This is a genomic window from Novosphingobium panipatense (genome assembly GCF_900182875.1).
Classification (GTDB): domain Bacteria; phylum Pseudomonadota; class Alphaproteobacteria; order Sphingomonadales; family Sphingomonadaceae; genus Novosphingobium; species Novosphingobium panipatense.
Map to the genome: position 1 here is coordinate 341,007 of NZ_FXUI01000004.1, position 14,921 is coordinate 355,927.

General features: G+C 65.8%; 12 protein-coding genes and 1 tRNA gene. 1 reads left to right on the forward strand and 12 read right to left on the reverse strand.

The features are described 5' to 3' along the window. Positions 1 to 31: 31 nt before the first annotated feature. From QOL62_RS09320 to QOL62_RS09355, 8 genes are all read right to left on the reverse strand, one after another. On the reverse strand, positions 32 to 730 hold the full coding sequence (locus tag QOL62_RS09320) for a DsbA family protein (protein WP_103729295.1): 699 nt from the start codon (positions 728 to 730) through the stop codon (positions 32 to 34). Positions 731 to 773: 43 nt separating this feature from the next. Then, a complete protein-coding gene (locus QOL62_RS09325; RefSeq protein ID WP_283406026.1) occupies positions 774 to 2,132 on the reverse strand; it encodes a M48 family metalloprotease in 1,359 nt (452 codons plus the stop codon). A gap of 152 nt (positions 2,133 to 2,284) precedes the next feature. After that, positions 2,285 to 3,643, reverse strand: coding sequence for a PAS domain-containing protein (locus QOL62_RS09330; protein WP_283406027.1), 1,359 nt, complete (start codon positions 3,641 to 3,643; stop codon positions 2,285 to 2,287). An 86-nt stretch (positions 3,644 to 3,729) separates the two neighbouring features. Then, positions 3,730 to 4,992: an MFS transporter gene (locus QOL62_RS09335; RefSeq protein WP_283406028.1), complete on the reverse strand. Its 1,263-nt coding sequence runs from the start codon at positions 4,990 to 4,992 to the stop codon at positions 3,730 to 3,732. A 61-nt stretch (positions 4,993 to 5,053) separates the two neighbouring features. Beyond that, positions 5,054 to 5,521, reverse strand: coding sequence for a DUF2141 domain-containing protein (locus tag QOL62_RS09340; protein ID WP_379501950.1), 468 nt, complete (start codon positions 5,519 to 5,521; stop codon positions 5,054 to 5,056). Continuing rightward, positions 5,464 to 6,204 carry a sterol desaturase family protein gene (locus QOL62_RS09345; protein ID WP_283406029.1) on the reverse strand — a complete coding sequence of 247 codons (741 nt, stop codon included), beginning with the start codon at positions 6,202 to 6,204 and terminating at the stop codon, positions 5,464 to 5,466. Before QOL62_RS09345 ends, QOL62_RS09340 begins: the two co-directional genes overlap by 58 nt. Positions 6,205 to 6,342: 138 nt before the next feature. Continuing rightward, positions 6,343 to 7,794, reverse strand: a complete 1,452-nt coding sequence (locus QOL62_RS09350) for a DEAD/DEAH box helicase (RefSeq protein ID WP_283406030.1) — start codon at positions 7,792 to 7,794, stop codon at positions 6,343 to 6,345. 253 nt (positions 7,795 to 8,047) lie between these two features. Further along, complete coding sequence (locus tag QOL62_RS09355; RefSeq protein WP_283406031.1) at positions 8,048 to 8,545, reverse strand: MmcB family DNA repair protein; 498 nt, start codon at positions 8,543 to 8,545, stop codon at positions 8,048 to 8,050. A 102-nt stretch (positions 8,546 to 8,647) separates the two neighbouring features. Here QOL62_RS09355 and QOL62_RS09360 point away from each other — a divergent pair. After that, a tRNA-Arg gene (locus QOL62_RS09360) sits at positions 8,648 to 8,724 on the forward strand. A 61-nt stretch (positions 8,725 to 8,785) separates the two neighbouring features. Here QOL62_RS09360 and mdoH read toward each other — a convergent pair. The 4 genes from mdoH to QOL62_RS09380 form a co-directional block, all read right to left on the reverse strand. Next, positions 8,786 to 10,603: a glucans biosynthesis glucosyltransferase MdoH gene (gene mdoH / locus QOL62_RS09365; protein ID WP_379511655.1), complete on the reverse strand. Its 1,818-nt coding sequence runs from the start codon at positions 10,601 to 10,603 to the stop codon at positions 8,786 to 8,788. Between the two features lie 11 nt (positions 10,604 to 10,614). Beyond that, positions 10,615 to 12,105 (reverse strand): OpgD/OpgG family glucan biosynthesis protein, encoded by a 1,491-nt coding sequence (locus QOL62_RS09370; RefSeq protein ID WP_283406045.1) that lies wholly within the window; start codon positions 12,103 to 12,105, stop codon positions 10,615 to 10,617. Between the two features lie 98 nt (positions 12,106 to 12,203). After that, the gene (locus QOL62_RS09375; RefSeq protein ID WP_283406033.1) at positions 12,204 to 13,394 is read right to left on the reverse strand and encodes an efflux RND transporter periplasmic adaptor subunit; all 1,191 of its coding nucleotides are present in this window, start codon (positions 13,392 to 13,394) and stop codon (positions 12,204 to 12,206) included. After that, positions 13,387 to 14,631, reverse strand: coding sequence for a TolC family protein (locus tag QOL62_RS09380; RefSeq protein ID WP_283406034.1), 1,245 nt, complete (start codon positions 14,629 to 14,631; stop codon positions 13,387 to 13,389). The genes QOL62_RS09375 and QOL62_RS09380 overlap by 8 nt, the downstream gene beginning before the upstream one ends. Positions 14,632 to 14,921 lie beyond the last annotated feature (290 nt).

The following is a 14,921-nucleotide window of genomic DNA, read 5'->3' on the forward strand; positions in this document are numbered from 1 at the left end:
CGGGAGGTTGCAAAACGTGGTACTGCCGCGATCAACCGCCGCGCGCTGCGTCGACGGCTTGGGACAGCTGGTCGAAGCCGACGGCGCCGGGGATCAGCTTGTCACCGGCCACCCAGCTAGGGGTGCCGGAGAAGCCGAGCCGCTGGGCCAGTTCCATGCTGCGGCTGATCTCCGCCTCGACCGTCGGGCTGGCAGCCACCCGGCGAGCGCGCTCCATGTCGAGGCCGACCTTTTTGGCCACGGCCTCGATGGTGGGCGCATCGACCTGACCGGCGGAATACATGGCCTGGTGGAACTGCGCGTACTTCCCCTGCTCGGCCGCCGCGAGGGCCATGCGGGCGGCCTCGGCGCTGTGCGGGCTGATGATCGGCAGTTCGCGCACAACGATGCGCAGGTCCGGGTTCGCGGCAATGAGCCGGTCGATATCGGGCAGGCTCTGGCGGCAGTAGCCGCAGGCGTAGTCCGAGAATTCGACAAGGGTGATCGCGCCCTGCGGATTGCCGAGGATGGCCCCCGGGAACGGCGTCTCGACTGTCTGTCGTACGCCCGCCAGCGCCTTGGAGGCTTCCCTGCGGCGTAACTCGTCCATCGCCTGCGGAAGGATCTCCGGATTCTGCAGGATGTAATCGTGAACGACACGCTCGACGGCGATCCGACCGCCGAACCATCCTCCCGCGGCGATCACAGCGATACCGGCGGCGACGACGGTGAACTTGGCGGCTTTACTCATGATGGATGCGATTACCTGTCAGCTTTGATTGATCGGCACGTGCCTAGCGGTGCTTGCTGTCACGTTCCAGTTCCGCGCGGGCCTGCATCTCGATGTCCTGCGCCCGCAGCCAGTCGGGCGTGCCGGTGGGCAGGCCGGCGACCGCCGCCTGGGCGCTGCGCAGCGCGTCGTCCATGCGGCCGGCCAGCACTTGCTGCTCCGCGCTGGCCAGATAAGCGCGCGGCATGTCTCCCTTGGCCGCATAGATCACGCCGAGCTGGTACCAGGTGAACGGGTTTTCCCGGTCCCGCGCCACGGCATTCCGGAGGACGCGCTCAGCCTCCTTGTAATTGGTCGGATCTTCCGTCGCCATCAACGCGTGACCGAAAAGCGTGGCGATCAGGGGGGAATTGCCGGACAGTTCGGTTGCCTTGCGCAGCGCAGGCAAGGCCTCGGCAGCCTTGCCGCCCTCCAGCAGGATCTGACCGTCGAGCTCCAGAAAATACGGATCGTTCGGATCAGCCGCCATGAGGGCCTCCGTCTCCTCCCGCGCCTCGGCGAACTTCGATTCGCGGTGGTAGGCATAGGCCCGCGCATAGCGGGCGGGTATCGATGTGTCCGTCGGGGGGTACTTGCGAAGGACCTGCCGGGGTTCGGCTATGAAACCGTAGAGCTTGGCCTTGGCCCGCAGGAAGCGCTTCTGGATCGACGCGTCGTCCGGCTTCTCCCAGGCTGGATCCTTTTCGTAAGTGTCCTGCAGTGTCGTGATGCGATCGCTGGTCAGGGGATGGCTGGAATAGAACTCGTCGCCGTCCTTGGGACGATAGCCGTAGCGGAACTCGAGGTTCTGTAGCTTCTTGAAAAAGGCGATCGAACCGCGTCCGCTGATGCCGGCCGTGGAGAGGTATTGCGCCCCGGCGGCATCCGCCGATGCCTCCTGCGAACGGTTGTAGGCGAGATACTTGCCCATGGCCGCCTGCTGCCCGGCCATAATGACCCCCATCGCCGCCTCGCCGCCACCGGCTGCCGCTGCCGCCGCTCCCAGGAGCAGCGACAGGAGGGAAATGTTGGTCGCGCTCTTGCCGCCCATATTGAGGACGGCGTGGCCACCGGTGACGTGGCCGAGTTCGTGCGCGATCACCCCTTGCACTTCGGCGGCGGTATCCGCCTCGTTGATGAGCCCGGCGTTCACATAGACCGCCTGCCCGCCCGCCACGAAGGCGTTGACCGAGTTGTCGTTGACCAGGACGACGTCGACATTGCCGGCGCCGAGGCCGGAAGCCGCGACGAGAGGGGCTGCCATATCGCGCAACAGCGCCTCTGTTTCCGCGTCCCGAAGAATCGATTGGGCAGAGGCAGGGGCCGTGAAACCGACGAGCGCCGGGATCGCGAGGAGCAGTGCGGGAATTCGCAGCTTCGGCATCAGTCCTCTTTGAGGCTACTGGGACTTAACCCGCGATGAAGCAGCCTGAATGCACTGTTCGCCGCCTGAAGTCGAGCGGGGCGGTGCCTTGCGTGGGTCCACGAAGTTGCACGTGGAACATCACGGATGCCGTTCCGCCGGACGAGCCTTCGTCAGGCGCTTGTACGCGAGTCCAGAAGCGTGCGTGCCGCCCGCTGCAGGAGCGCATCGTCGCCAGCGACTTCGCCGACCAGCACGACCTCGCCATCCGGCAGCCGCCGCGCGACGAGGACCGTGAACTCCTCGCCTTGATCCGCAAGTTCAGTCAGCGGGCGCGATTCGATCGTGCGCAGGTCGCTGGCAAGGCGCTCCCAGCTGTCGGCGGGCGTTGTGCCGGCTTCGATGCGGCGAAGGCGGCGTTCCTCCCGCACCAGCGCCTTCAAGCCGCCCGGCGTCGTGGAGAGGTAGGACGCCAGCGTGCCACGCTCCAGGCCGATGCGCCGGCCATGCGCCACCACAGTGGCAAACTCGGTCAGGCGCGTCTTGTCGTAATCCGCGCCGAAGACGAGCTTCATGAGCGGAAGAAGCGGCGCACGCTCCTGCACGGTGAGACCGGCATCCGCGATCAGGTCGTCGAGATCGCCGGGGGCGCTCTGGGCTGCAAGAGCGAAGTCGTAGGCGCGGCCGACGGCGTCATAGAGCGCCTGGTGCGAGCGTTCCTCGCAATGGGTGGCAAGAAGTGCCAGCTCGCGGGCCGAAGCGAGCCAGTCGGCAAGCTCCATGGCGCTATCGAAGGGCGCGGGCTCAGCCTCGAAGGCGAAGCCGGGGGTCGGCAGTTCGAGCGGCGTATACGTATCAAGGGAAGGAAGCGTGTAATCGGAAGGCCCGAACTCGGGCATACTCACATCGAGCGGGGCGTCGGCCCATTCGGCAAGAGGTTCTGGTGCCCTGGGCCGGACAGGTGCTTCAGTCGCGGCCGGCCCGCTGGCGGGAACGCGCTCGCCCGCAGGGGTCGTCCGCTCCTTCCAGTTGATGACGCCGTAGATGTAGTCGATCCTGTCACCGCTACGGGAAAACGGCATGAGAATGCCGCGATAGAGGATCGTGACGCCGCGCGTGTTGACGTATTCGGCCTCGAAGCCAATCGGGGCCTCGTTGGCGAGAATTTGCATGTAATGATCAGTGATGCGCGACAGCAGCGAATCGCCCGGGACTTCGGCAAGCCGGCGGATTGTGTCCGTAGCGCCGCATTCCTGGGTCAGCATCGCACCGACATAGGCGATGGCGGGATCCTCGATCCCGTCACTGAAGTCGAGCAGGACGCTGCGCGGGCCGAAGTCGGGCAGGTCGGACGGATCGAGATCCGCAATGTCGGGAAACGTCTTCTCGCCCAGCAGGCTGGCCCAGAAGTTGTAGGCCCGCACCTGCATCCGGCGTTCGTCTGCGGCAGCCTTCTTCGGCGCGGAAGAAGCGCCCACGGGCTCCTCGTCAGGCCCTTCATTGCCGGGAAAGTCACCGCGCGGATTGTCCATGTCGAGCCCTGATTCGCCTGTCCAGAACACACTTGTGGCGCAACATCGTGTATTAAGGATTAAGTTGCGCCGATTGGACGCAGACGTCACCCCGATTTCAGGATGCCTTCACCGAGGCGGGGCAGAGGCGCCACCACGCGCAGGACAACGAACGACACCACGAGAAACACCGAACCGGCATGAAGGGCAAAGGACAGGCCCTGCCAGTCCGCCACCGCACCCCAGGTCCAGGAACCCAGCGCCATGCCGCCGAAGGTCGCGGCTTGGTAGATCGAGAGACAGCGGCCGAGGATCGCATCCGGTGATCGCAACTGCACCGCGGTATTGAGCGTGGTCAGGATCATCACCCAGGCCATGCCCGCCACAAGCGCGGCCGGAAGCGCATGGAGAAGCTGTTCCACCTCGGCGATCAGGGAGAGCGAGAAGACGAACATCGCCGCTCCGACCGCAAGGATACCTTCCAGACCGATCCGGCGGCGTATCGCTCCGGCAAACGGCGCGGCGGTGATGGAGCCGATGCCGAAAAGGCCGAGCAGTATGCCAAAGTCCAGTTCCGTCCCGTGGATCGGGCCGTTCACAACGATGGGCAGCAGCGACTGGTAAGCGGCAAGGCTGAAACCGAGGGCGATCCCGCGCAGCAGGATCCGGCGGACCGGTCTGTTTCCTGCGCAGAAACGCAGCCCCACGGCCACTGCGGGCAGTATGGGCCGCCGCTCGATCGGGCGGGACTCGGGCTTCCACCAGAGCAGGACGCCGATGAGGCCGATGTAACTGATGGCATTGAACGCGAAGGCGAACGACACATCCCAGATGGAGATCAGGAGCCCGCCAAGGGCCGGACCCACCGACCGGGCGATGTTGAAGGAGATGGAGTTCAGGGCGATGGCCTGCGTAAGTTCGCGCTGGGGCACCTGCTGGCGCACCGAAGCTTGCCATGCCGGCGAATTCAGCGCCGTCCCGATCCCGACGCTCAAGGTAAAGGCGAGGAGGAGGAACGGGGTGAGTAACTGGGCATAGGCAAGGGCGGCCAGCGCTGCGGAGACGACAAGCATCCCCACCTGCGCCGTCAGCATGACGAGGCGGCGGTCGTAATTGTCGGCGATGGCGCCTGCAAAAACGCCAAACAGCATGATCGGGACGGTGGCGGATGCCTGAACCAGTGCCACCAGTTGGTGCGACGTCGTCAGTTCGGTCATCAACCAGGCGGCCGCCACGCCCTGAAGCGTGGCGCCGAGGTTGGAAAACAGGTTCGCGATCCAGATGGCGCGGAACACCGGGTAGCGGAACGGGGAGAAGGGGCCCGCCTGTGGCGCGGTAGTCGCCGCTGTGTCCCCGGCTGGCTCCCTCATTCTGACATCATCTCTCTTCACGGTTCAACGGTATGCCGCCACCCCAAACCGGGCAAGGTCGCTAAAGCAGGTAGCGCATCCGGATCGTCATGCGGACGGGTTCTGCACCGACTTCAAAGGCAGCGCTGTCGAACTTGGGAGGCCCCATTCGGACAGCCGCATCGCGGGAGAAACCGTAGCCCTCCCGCGGGATGATGAGCCGCGTGTCCAGCTTGCCATTGGCGTTCTCGTCGTGGATCAGCGATATCGCATAACGCCCGTGCGGTACGACGCCGAAATGCAGTTCCATCGGCTCGCGCGTGGGGACGGTGAGTTTTCGCGCCTGCGGATCCTTTGCGCAATCCGGGAACGCCTTGGGCTGCGTGGTGAGGCAGGCGAGGACCTGGCCCTTGGTCGAGCGCAGATTGGTGACGGCGACGGTAACGTCCGTCTGCTGGGCAGGCGATGCGCCGCCAAGCGCGATAAAGGAGGCTACCGGGAGGAGAAAGCTTCCGAGAGCCCGGTGTCGGTTCCGCAGAGGTGATCCCAATGGCGAAAGTAGAGTCCGTAATTGCATCGATAGCTTTCGTGGTGTCGCTGGTGGTGGCTGGCAGTTATGAGCCAGCGGCCGAGGCGCGAATGGACCAGCGTGCGGGGGAACATTTCCCAACCCATGTGATTGGTGATGCCCATAACCGTCATGATGGTTAGCACGATGCCCAAAGCTCCCACATGAATGGGAACGAGGAGGACCAGCGCGGGTATCACGACGGCCCCGGTCAGTGCTTCGATCGGATGGAAGCTCATCGCTGCCCACGCGGTAGGCGGGCGGCTGGCGTGGTGGACGGCATGCGCGATGCGAAACACGCGGGGCTCATGCATCCACCGGTGCGTCCAGTAGAACCAGGCATCATGCAGCAGCAGGTAGGCCAGCACCGAGGCGGGCAGCCACCATAGCGGATAGGTGTGGACGTCGGTGTAGATGCGGGTCCAGCCGTGTTCCTGCCAACCCCAGGCGACGACCCCTGCCGGGATGCCGTAGATCGCGGCGGAGGCGAGCGACCAGCCAATCTCCTTGCGGATCTGGCCGTGAAGCCCCGTGTAGTGTCCCGGGCGTACCCGTGAGGTTATCCAGGCGAACAGGCCCGACGTTGCCAGATAGCGTAAGCCGACGATGGCGGTCATGGCGCAGGCGGAAACAAGCACTGCAAGAGGAGGGCCATCGGTTGCCATGGCTGCGGGCTTATGCCCTCGCTCGGGCGAGGGGAAGCGAAAAAACGGGGCTCGCTGCGGTGAGCGGCCCCGTCCTGTGGGATCTTTTATGGTTCAGAAGGCAAGGGCGGGTGGGACTGTAATCCCGCCCGCCGCCATTCAGCCTGCGCGCTTCACAGCGGCCTTGTGGGCGCCGAGGCCCTTGGGGCCGCGCGGACGGAAGCGGCGCTTGCGCTCACCCTCCTCGCCGCCGCCTTCACGACGATCCCCGCGCGGTGCATCGGAACGGTTGCGATCGCCTTGCGGGCGATCACCGCGCTGGCCGTCGCGACGCGGCTGGCTGCGACCTCCGGAGGACCGGCTGCCATCGCGACGTCCGCCGCCGCTCGCCTGCGACTCCGGAGCCTTGCGCGAGGGTGCCGGCAGGCGCGCGGCCTTCTGAGTGAAGTCTTCGGGAAGGCCAAGGGCTTCCAGCTTCACGCGGGTCAGGCGCTCGATATCGCGGATGTAAGGCTTTTCGTCGGGCGCGACGAAGCTGATCGCCACGCCGTCCGCACCTGCGCGCGCGGTGCGACCGATGCGGTGGACGTACTGTTCCGGCACGTTGGGAATTTCGAAGTTGTAGACGTGGCTGACCCCGGTCACGTCGATGCCGCGCGCCGCGATGTCGGTGGCGACGAGGACGCGCACGGTGCCCTGGCGGAACCCGCCGAGCGCGGCGGTGCGCTGTGCCTGGCTCTTGTTGCCGTGGATGGCGGCGGCCGGGATGCCGGCGGCCACGAGGTGGCGCACCACGCGATCCGCGCCGTGTTTGGTGCGCGTGAAGACGAGCGCGCGGTCGATAGCGCCGTGCTCCGCCTTTTCGGCGGCATCGGGTGCGAGACCCTCGCGAAGTCGGATCGTCAGCAGCGCCTGTTTCTCGGCCTGATTGATGAAGGTGGCGTACTGCTCCACGCGCTCGGCGGTGGTGGACTGCGGCGCCACTTCGACGCGGACCGGATCGTTGATGAACTGGCGGCCCAGTTCCGCAATCGCCTGCGGCATGGTCGCGGAGAAGAACAGGCTCTGGCGCTTCTTGGGAAGCAGCGCGGCGACGCGCTTGAGAGGCACGATGAAGCCCAGGTCCATCATCTGGTCCGCTTCGTCGAGCACGAAGATCTCGACGTGCCGCAGCGTCAACGCACGGCTGTCGATGAGATCGAGCAGGCGGCCCGGCGTCGCGACCAGGATATCCGTCCCGCGCTCAAGTGCCCGTGCCTGCTTGCCGGCGGGAACGCCGCCGAAGATGCACTGGACGTTGAGGTTGAGGAACTTGGCATAGCCGCGCATGTTCTCGGCGATCTGGGCGGCCAGTTCGCGGGTCGGGGAAAGGACCAGCATGCGGCAGCCGGCGTTCTGGCGGGGCTTGGGATCCTGCGCGAGGCGGTGCAGCGAAGGCAGCGAGAACGCGGCGGTCTTGCCGGTGCCGGTCTGCGCGATGCCGAGCAGGTCGCGGCCTTCCAGCAGCGAAGGAATAGCCTTGCGCTGGATGGGCGAGGGATCAGTATAGCCCTTGGCCTCGAGCGCACGGAGAATGGGCTCGGCGAGGCCAAGTTCGGAAAAATAGGACATGCGTCACTTTCAAAAGTGCGGGGCGCGCAAGGCTTTTGAAAAAGGCGCGCGCACGGCAAGGTGTCGTTTCGGGCGACCCTGCGTGAGGAAGGAAGCTGGTTGGGCGCAATCGTAAGTCCGAGCGGCCTTGGCGCCTGGTGCGCCGCGGCCTCACGCTGCTCCTGGATTGCGGCGGGTGGACCCGCACGCCGATTGCCCGCCCTACATAGGGCGCATTCCACCAATGCGCAAGAAAATTGCGGATGAGCGGGTGCTATCCCTCCGCGCCCCACTGGACGGTATGAGGATCGCAGAGGTTCGCCAGGCGGCGCAGGGATGCGCGTGCCAGCCGTTCCGTCTCCACCTTGCGGCGGGCGGCTGCCAGCTGGCGCAGCGGTGCGGGACGAAGGATTTCCGCATCGTATCCGTCAGCGACGATCACGCCGCAGCAGTCCGGCAGGAACGCTTCGCTATCAAGCGGGCTACGATCCAGGGCCGGGGAAAGGCCCCAGTAGAACCGGTCGCAAAAGTCGAGGTAATCTGTCCACTTGCCATCGCCAAGCAGATCGCCGCGAGCGACCTTGATCTCCACGATGATGACGTGCCCTTTCGCGTCGATCCCCATGAGGTCGGCACGACGGCCGCAACGCAGCGGCATTTCGGGCATGCACCATATGCCGTTGCGGGCAAACAGGCGCGTGATGCCGCGCGCGACGTCTGTAGCGGCGTGCAGCGCGCCCGGCGCGAGGGAAATCGAATCAGCTTCGGCCATGCTCCGCATCATAGGAACATAGCAAGAACTTTCAAGCCTTCCCCAGCAAATGGAATTTGGCGCTGGAAACCCTCATCATCGTCTGCTAACCGCCCCTCCACTGCACCCGTAGCTCAGCTGGATAGAGCGCTGCCCTCCGAAGGCAGAGGCCACAGGTTCGAATCCTGTCGGGTGCGCCATTTTCTTCCTCTTCGATCAAGGCACTAACGGCCCCGCCCGGCTGTTTGCGGGTGCGGCCACTCAGACTTTCACGAGATGGGGTGTGTCCACCCGGACCGGCTCGAGGTCTACCGTAGACGGCTGCGCTTCCACGATGCCCGGCTCCGGGACGCGGAAGAACTTGGCCTTCGCCGCGCGGCGTCCCAGGCTTTCGCTCGACGACAGGCTGATGAGCCAGGGCGAGAGGAACAGGCCGGCGATGATCGGCAGCAGCCAGAGCGCGGTCATCGTGTCGAGGAACACCGTGGCGGTAAAGGCGGCGCCAAGCAGCAGGTGCTCGCGCAGGTCCGGCAGCACTTCCCGAATCGTGATGCGGCGCGCGTCGCGAGTCTGCGTGTTCCACCCGGCGGAGATGCCGAGAAGCAGGCCCAGCAGGGCTTTGGTCTGCGTCACCATGGTGATGGGCGCAAGCAGCATGCTCAGCACGATTTCGAGCGCCACCGAGCGGATGATTCCGGAAGCGCCGCCAAAGCTCTGGCGGCGGTCCCGGTCGGCCAGCATCCAGATCAGCCCCATGATCTTGGGACCGAAAAGCAGAGTCACCGTGAGCGCGAGCACGCTGGGCGGTGCGAGCGTGATGAAGCCTCCGGTACCCTGCGTCGCCACCTGCCCGATCATCGTCAGGATCAGCAGCAGCCAGCCCGGCGAAGTGAGATAGGCTGAGGCGCCGATGAGGAGGTGTAGACGACTGGTCCAGTGGAGGCCCGAGGCGCCGAGCAGTTGCAGGTGCTGCAGGTTGCCCTGCATCCAGCGCCGGTCGCGAATGGCCAGGTCGACGATCGTGGGCGGGAACTCTTCGTAGGAGCCGCCGATCATGACCATGTGGACCGCCCAGCCGCGGCGCCGGAGCAAGGCGGACTCGAACATGTCATGGCTGAGGATGTGCCCGCCGAACGGCGGTTTGCCCGGAAGTTCCGGAAGGCCGCAGGATTGGGCGAAGGCACGGGTGCGCACGATCGCATTGTGGCCCCAGAAGTTCGCTTCCGCCCCGGACCACCACAGCAGCCCGGCGCTGGCGATCGGCCCGTAGGCCTCGCTGGCGAACTGCATCCAGCGCTGAAACAGCGTGCGGGCGTTGGTGATCATCGGCACCGTCTGCAGCAGGCCGATGGACGGGCGCTCCTCCATGATAGAGGCCATGCCCACGATGGTCTCGCCGCTCATCATGGAATCGGCATCGAGCACCAGCATGTTCTCGTAGGATCCGCCGAAACGCGTCACCCACTCCGCGATGTTGCCGGGCTTGCGGGCGATGTTCTTCTCGCGCCGGCGATAGTAGACCTTGATCGGAGCGTGCGCCGCGAGTTCCGCCCATGCGGCTTCTTCGCGCTTGCCGTGAAACGGGTTGGAATCGCTGAGGACGAAGAAGTCGATCCAGGCCGCGCCGCCGGCCTCGGCAATCGAGTAGGCCATCGCCCGCACGCGCGCGAACACCTCCTCGACGCTCTCGTTGTAGACCGGCATCAGCACTGCCGTCTTGTGGCGGAGGCTGGATGCGGGGCTCGGCAGGGCAGTGAAGCCCGGGTGTTCGCCGGTGATGAGCTTGAGAAAGCCCATAGTCGCAGTCACGAAGCCAAAGGATATCCAGCAGAACAGCGGCACAAAGAACACCAGCAGAGCGACCTCGACCCAGTCTAGGCCGTCGCGCGAAAGCTCCATCCGGACTGTGCTGGACGCGGCAAGCCCGATCACGGCCGTCAGCGCAATGAGCAGCGCACGCTTTATGAGCATCCCCTGCGGCGCAGTAAGGACTTCCCGTGCCCCCGGGGGGTTGCCCCACAGGTTCTGGACCGGCATCGCCATCGGCGATTCGGCCGGTAGCATCGGCAGGTGGCTCATGGGCGTCGAACTCACGTTTCTATGGCCTTGATAACGGTTTCGGTAAGGGCAGAGTTGCCGCGCTTCAGGAACAGGCGAAATTCAGAGCGGTTAAGGGCGGACGAACGCACGTCGAGCATGGCGCGCCAACGTCCTTCCGAGCCGGCGACAGGATAAGCCACGGCCGCCACGATCGCTTCCCCGGGCAGATCCGTTTCGGCCGTGACGCCGCTACTGCGGCCAAGACCGGAAAGGGAGGGGCCGCTGAAATCAAAGACGAACTTGCGCACTCCCTGCAGCGGGGGTGACCCGGGCGCTCCCCCCGGTCCATCATAGACATCGACGCAGCGTGCCGCGCGATCGGCCGTCGGATCGTTGGAGGTCCAGGTAAGCCGGTAGGCGAAGTCCCGGCGCTGCCCGGCCCGTGCGGGCCGGTCGCTGCGCCAGAACAGCGCGATGTTGTCGAGCGTCTCGCTGCTGGTGGGCATCTCGTAGAGGCCCACGGCTCCCGGTCCCCAGTCGCCCCTGGGTTCGACCCAGAGTGACGGCCGGCGATCGTAGAATACGCCGTCGTCCTGATAATGCGCGAAGACCTGATCCCTCTGCAGCAAGCCGAAGCCTTTCGGCGCATCGGCGCGGAAGCTGTGCAGGTGGGCGACCGACGGGTTCTCCAAAGGCCGCCACACCCGTTCCCCGTCGGCCGTCCAGATGGCAAGCCCGTCGGAGTCGTGGATCTCCGGCCTCCAGTCGGTACGGGAACGGGGCGGGCTGGACTGATCGTACCAGAACATGCTGGACGCGGCGGCGATGCCGAGTTGTTCGACGTCGCGGCGCAGGAACAGCGATGCCGTCACGTCCTGCGTGACGCCCTGCGCAGTCTTGCGGCAGTCGAAGACATAAGCGCCGGTCAGGCTCGGTCCATCGAGCAGCGCGTAAATGCGCACGCTGTCGGTGCCGGTCTGCTCTATCCAGAACCGGGTGAAGTCCGGAAATTCCTCGCCCTTCGCCAGCCCCGTGTCGATGGCAACGGCGCGGGCCGAAAGGCCGTACTGATCGCGTGAGCCGGAGGACCGGAAATAGCTTGCCCCCTGGAAGGCCAGCCAGTCGCTGCGGTTCGTTCCGTCCATCACTCGAAAGCCGACCGCATCCGTATTGAGGCCACCGACGAAGAGCCCGCTGGTGTCCACGATCTCCCGCGCCTGCCCGCCCTCGACAACGGCAATACGCACCGGCTTTGGTGCCGTGTTGCGGACGGCGGGGAAGAGCCGGATGTTTCCAGCGATGTTCGCGGCATCGCCGTAAGTGAGCTTGCCGGCCGCGTCATAGTCAGCGGCGGCGCGGGTCGATGCCGGGATCGGCTGGTGCGGCTTGCGGGCAAGAGTCCGCGCCTGCGCCACCAGGCCATCCCATGAGAAGGGCTGCGGATTCCCGAGCTGGCGCGCAGTCGCGGCCCTCAAGCCGCCCGGAAGGGAAGTGGCGGCTGCGGCCGCTGCAAGCAAACGCAGGGCCGTTCGGCGCGGCATGTGAGCGGTGTCGTTTGCGATGGCGTTCACCCTTGCTGGCGAGATTCTGGTCGAGTGCCCATACGCACAGGCCCCTCTATTGTTGCCGCACGAACCTTTCAGCGCGCTGGCTGCCGTGCTCCGGCCGCCGCATCTCGCCAACCGATGATCGCTTGATCGCCCGGTTTGAGGCCACTGGCGAAGACTTCCGTGTGCTTCCCGTCGCTGCCGCCCACGGTGACATAGACGCGGCGGGGCTCGCCGCCATCCAACACATAGATTCGCTCGCGCCGCTGCGGGTTGCGGCTGCCCGGTTCAAACTCCAGCGCGGCGTCCGGCACCAGCAGGACGTTGCGGCGCTGGGGCAGACGGATCTCCACTGTCGCCGCCATTCCCGGGCGAATATCGGGGCCGGGCCGGGCAAGCGTGAACACCGCACGCCGCGGCGCCGTGGATGGAGCAGGCGGAACCCGTAGAAGGGTAAGCGTTGCCGGGTGGACCTGATCGGGCGCGGCATCGAGCCGGATCTGCGCCGGCGTTCCCGCCTCAAGCGGGCCGGGTTGTGCGCTGAGCGGCACTTCGATGGTCAAGGGCGCGGTGCCCTGCGCGATCGTGAACAGGGGCTGGCGTTCGGCGATGATCTGTCCCTGCCGCACATGACGCACTGCCAGCGTGCCCGAAACTGGAGCCTTCACGTGCGAGCCCGCCTTGCGGGCCTCGGCATCCGCGACCCGCAGCTCGGCCCGCTTTACGTCGGCGCGGGCGGCGGAGACCGCCAGGTCGGCCTGCCGGGCATCGGCGCGCGCGCGTTCGATTTCGTTGAGTGAGGGCGCCCGTCCACCCGAACGACGCCAGACACTTTCGTAGCGCGCAAGACGGGAGCCTGTGTCCTGCGCGGCGACCTCCGCGGCCTGAAGAAGGGATCGGGCACCGGTCAGCTGCGCGCGGGCATCCGCGATCAGGGCATCGACGTCTCCGGCATCGATGATGGCGAGGAGTTCCCCTTTCTCCACCTCCGCATCGCTCTTGGCGGAAATCCAGGTGATGCGTCCCGGGAGCTTTGACACGACGGTAACTTCGCCCGAGCCGCGGATTTTGCCGCGTTCGGACACCAGAGGGAGCAGATTTCCTCGCTCCACCGGTGTGGAATAGTACGGTGAGTCCTCACCACTCACGAACCGGATGAGAAAGACCACCGCGCCCAGCGCGGCCAGGGTGAGGACCAGGAGGCTGAGCCAGTGGCGCAGCACGCCGCGGGGAGCCGCACCGAGGAGGGCGTCGAGCGGCGTATGCTCGTTCCGTTCAGTCACAGCCGGCAGTTACCGTTATGGTGGCATCGGATGACAGGGAGGTGGGGCCGACGACCGGCTCCAGGCCTTCACGCGCCCAGCGTTCATCCTGTCCGGACCAGATGTCCAGGGTCGTGGCGACGCGGTCGGCCCGTGCGCTGACCAGCGCCAGCTCCACCGCAAGCGCGGCGGCTTCCGCGACATAGAGTGTCGCGAAGCTGCCGACTCCTTCCCGATACGCTGTGCGGGCGTCCTTGACGGTGCGGCGTGCTTCGGAAAGGGACTGGCTCAGGCGGGCTTCCCGCAGGATGGCATCGGCCAGACCCGCCCGCCGGGGCTCGCCCGGACCAGCGACCGCCAGCGGGTCCACGGGAGGATCCGGAAGAACGCCGGGAGAACCCAGCTTGCCGGCGAGCGCCTCCGGTCTATCCCCGACGAGGCGCGCGAGCTCGGCGATGGCGTGGCTGGATCGCCCTTGCGCAATGCCAAGTTCACCCGCCATGGCTTCGTCTTGGGATCGGGCAAGCGAGCCATCGATCGCAGGAACGAGGCCGGCCTCCCGCCGAAACCGGGCGACCTGCGCATTGTCCTTGTATTGGGCGATGAGAGAAGAGCGCAGCGCAGCGTCCTGCTGCAGGCGCCGGACTTCGATATAGGCAAGTGCGATTCGCCGGGCGACCCGCAGTCGCTCCGAGGCAACGCGCTCGACCTTGGCGTCTCTCAACCGCGGGATGTCCTCACGGCTCCGGGCGCCCAACAGTTTGCTAAGCCTGGTGCCCAGACGCTGCGCGTCTTGCGCCGTCTCCTGATCGAATTGACGCAGCGCGCCGATGCGGCAAGCGACCTCGGGACTCTGGTCGAGACCCTGCTGCACCAGAGTGGCAAGAACCGGGTCTCCGGCTTCACGCCACCAGGGTGCCGCTGCCGCAATTGCCGGGTGAGCCGCCGCCGAGGCGTCCTGCTCCACCGGCGCGCTGACCGGTCTGCCGCCTTGGCTTGCGCAACCCGCGCAGGCGAGCAGCACCAGCATGAGGGCCGGGCCCGCCGTGCGCCCGCGATATATCAACGTCCTAGACACCGGCATCCGATAGCACCTGACCCCGTCGAAGCAATCATGCTGCAACGCCGAACGCAGGAATCGCCGCTTAGTGGCAAACGGATCCTGGATTGCGCCATCCTTGTCGATGATCGGGCAGGCCAGCCCATTCCGGATCGGCACGCGGAACTCGAAAACCGCAGAAAACAGCGAGACGATCATTTTTATGAAACATTTTTGAAATTAGTGTTTGACCGAATCGCGGGGTCACCTTAGAGGGCGCTTCACCGCAGCGGACCACACGGTTTTGCAGCGGTCGCCAAGAGAGACGGACAGCTGGTTTCCCCCGGTCGCAAGAATGGGGGAGCGATGGTTGTCCGGCTTTACTGTTCGGCGGGACCTTCGAAAGGGGGTTCGGATCTTTGACATTGTAGTTTTTGATGAAGGGACATGTGGGCGACGGCGCCTGCGCCTTGGGAGCTTCGGGCTCTATTGCGTAGTTTGAATTTGCC

Excerpts from the sequence above, each read along its gene's own strand:
- QOL62_RS09320 (WP_103729295.1), bottom strand. The coding sequence starts at position 730 with ATGAGTAAAGCCGCCAAGTTCACCGTCGTCGCCGCCGGTATCGCTGTG.
- QOL62_RS09325 (WP_283406026.1), bottom strand. The coding sequence starts at position 2,132 with ATGCCGAAGCTGCGAATTCCCGCACTGCTCCTCGCGATCCCGGCGCTC.
- QOL62_RS09330 (WP_283406027.1), bottom strand. The coding sequence starts at position 3,643 with ATGGACAATCCGCGCGGTGACTTTCCCGGCAATGAAGGGCCTGACGAG.
- QOL62_RS09335 (WP_283406028.1), bottom strand. The coding sequence starts at position 4,992 with ATGAGGGAGCCAGCCGGGGACACAGCGGCGACTACCGCGCCACAGGCG.
- QOL62_RS09345 (WP_283406029.1), bottom strand. The coding sequence starts at position 6,204 with ATGGCAACCGATGGCCCTCCTCTTGCAGTGCTTGTTTCCGCCTGCGCC.
- QOL62_RS09350 (WP_283406030.1), bottom strand. The coding sequence starts at position 7,794 with ATGTCCTATTTTTCCGAACTTGGCCTCGCCGAGCCCATTCTCCGTGCG.
- QOL62_RS09355 (WP_283406031.1), bottom strand. The coding sequence starts at position 8,545 with ATGGCCGAAGCTGATTCGATTTCCCTCGCGCCGGGCGCGCTGCACGCC.
- mdoH (WP_379511655.1), bottom strand. The coding sequence starts at position 10,603 with ATGAGCCACCTGCCGATGCTACCGGCCGAATCGCCGATGGCGATGCCG.
- QOL62_RS09370 (WP_283406045.1), bottom strand. The coding sequence starts at position 12,105 with ATGCCGCGCCGAACGGCCCTGCGTTTGCTTGCAGCGGCCGCAGCCGCC.
- QOL62_RS09380 (WP_283406034.1), bottom strand. The coding sequence starts at position 14,631 with ATGATCGTCTCGCTGTTTTCTGCGGTTTTCGAGTTCCGCGTGCCGATC.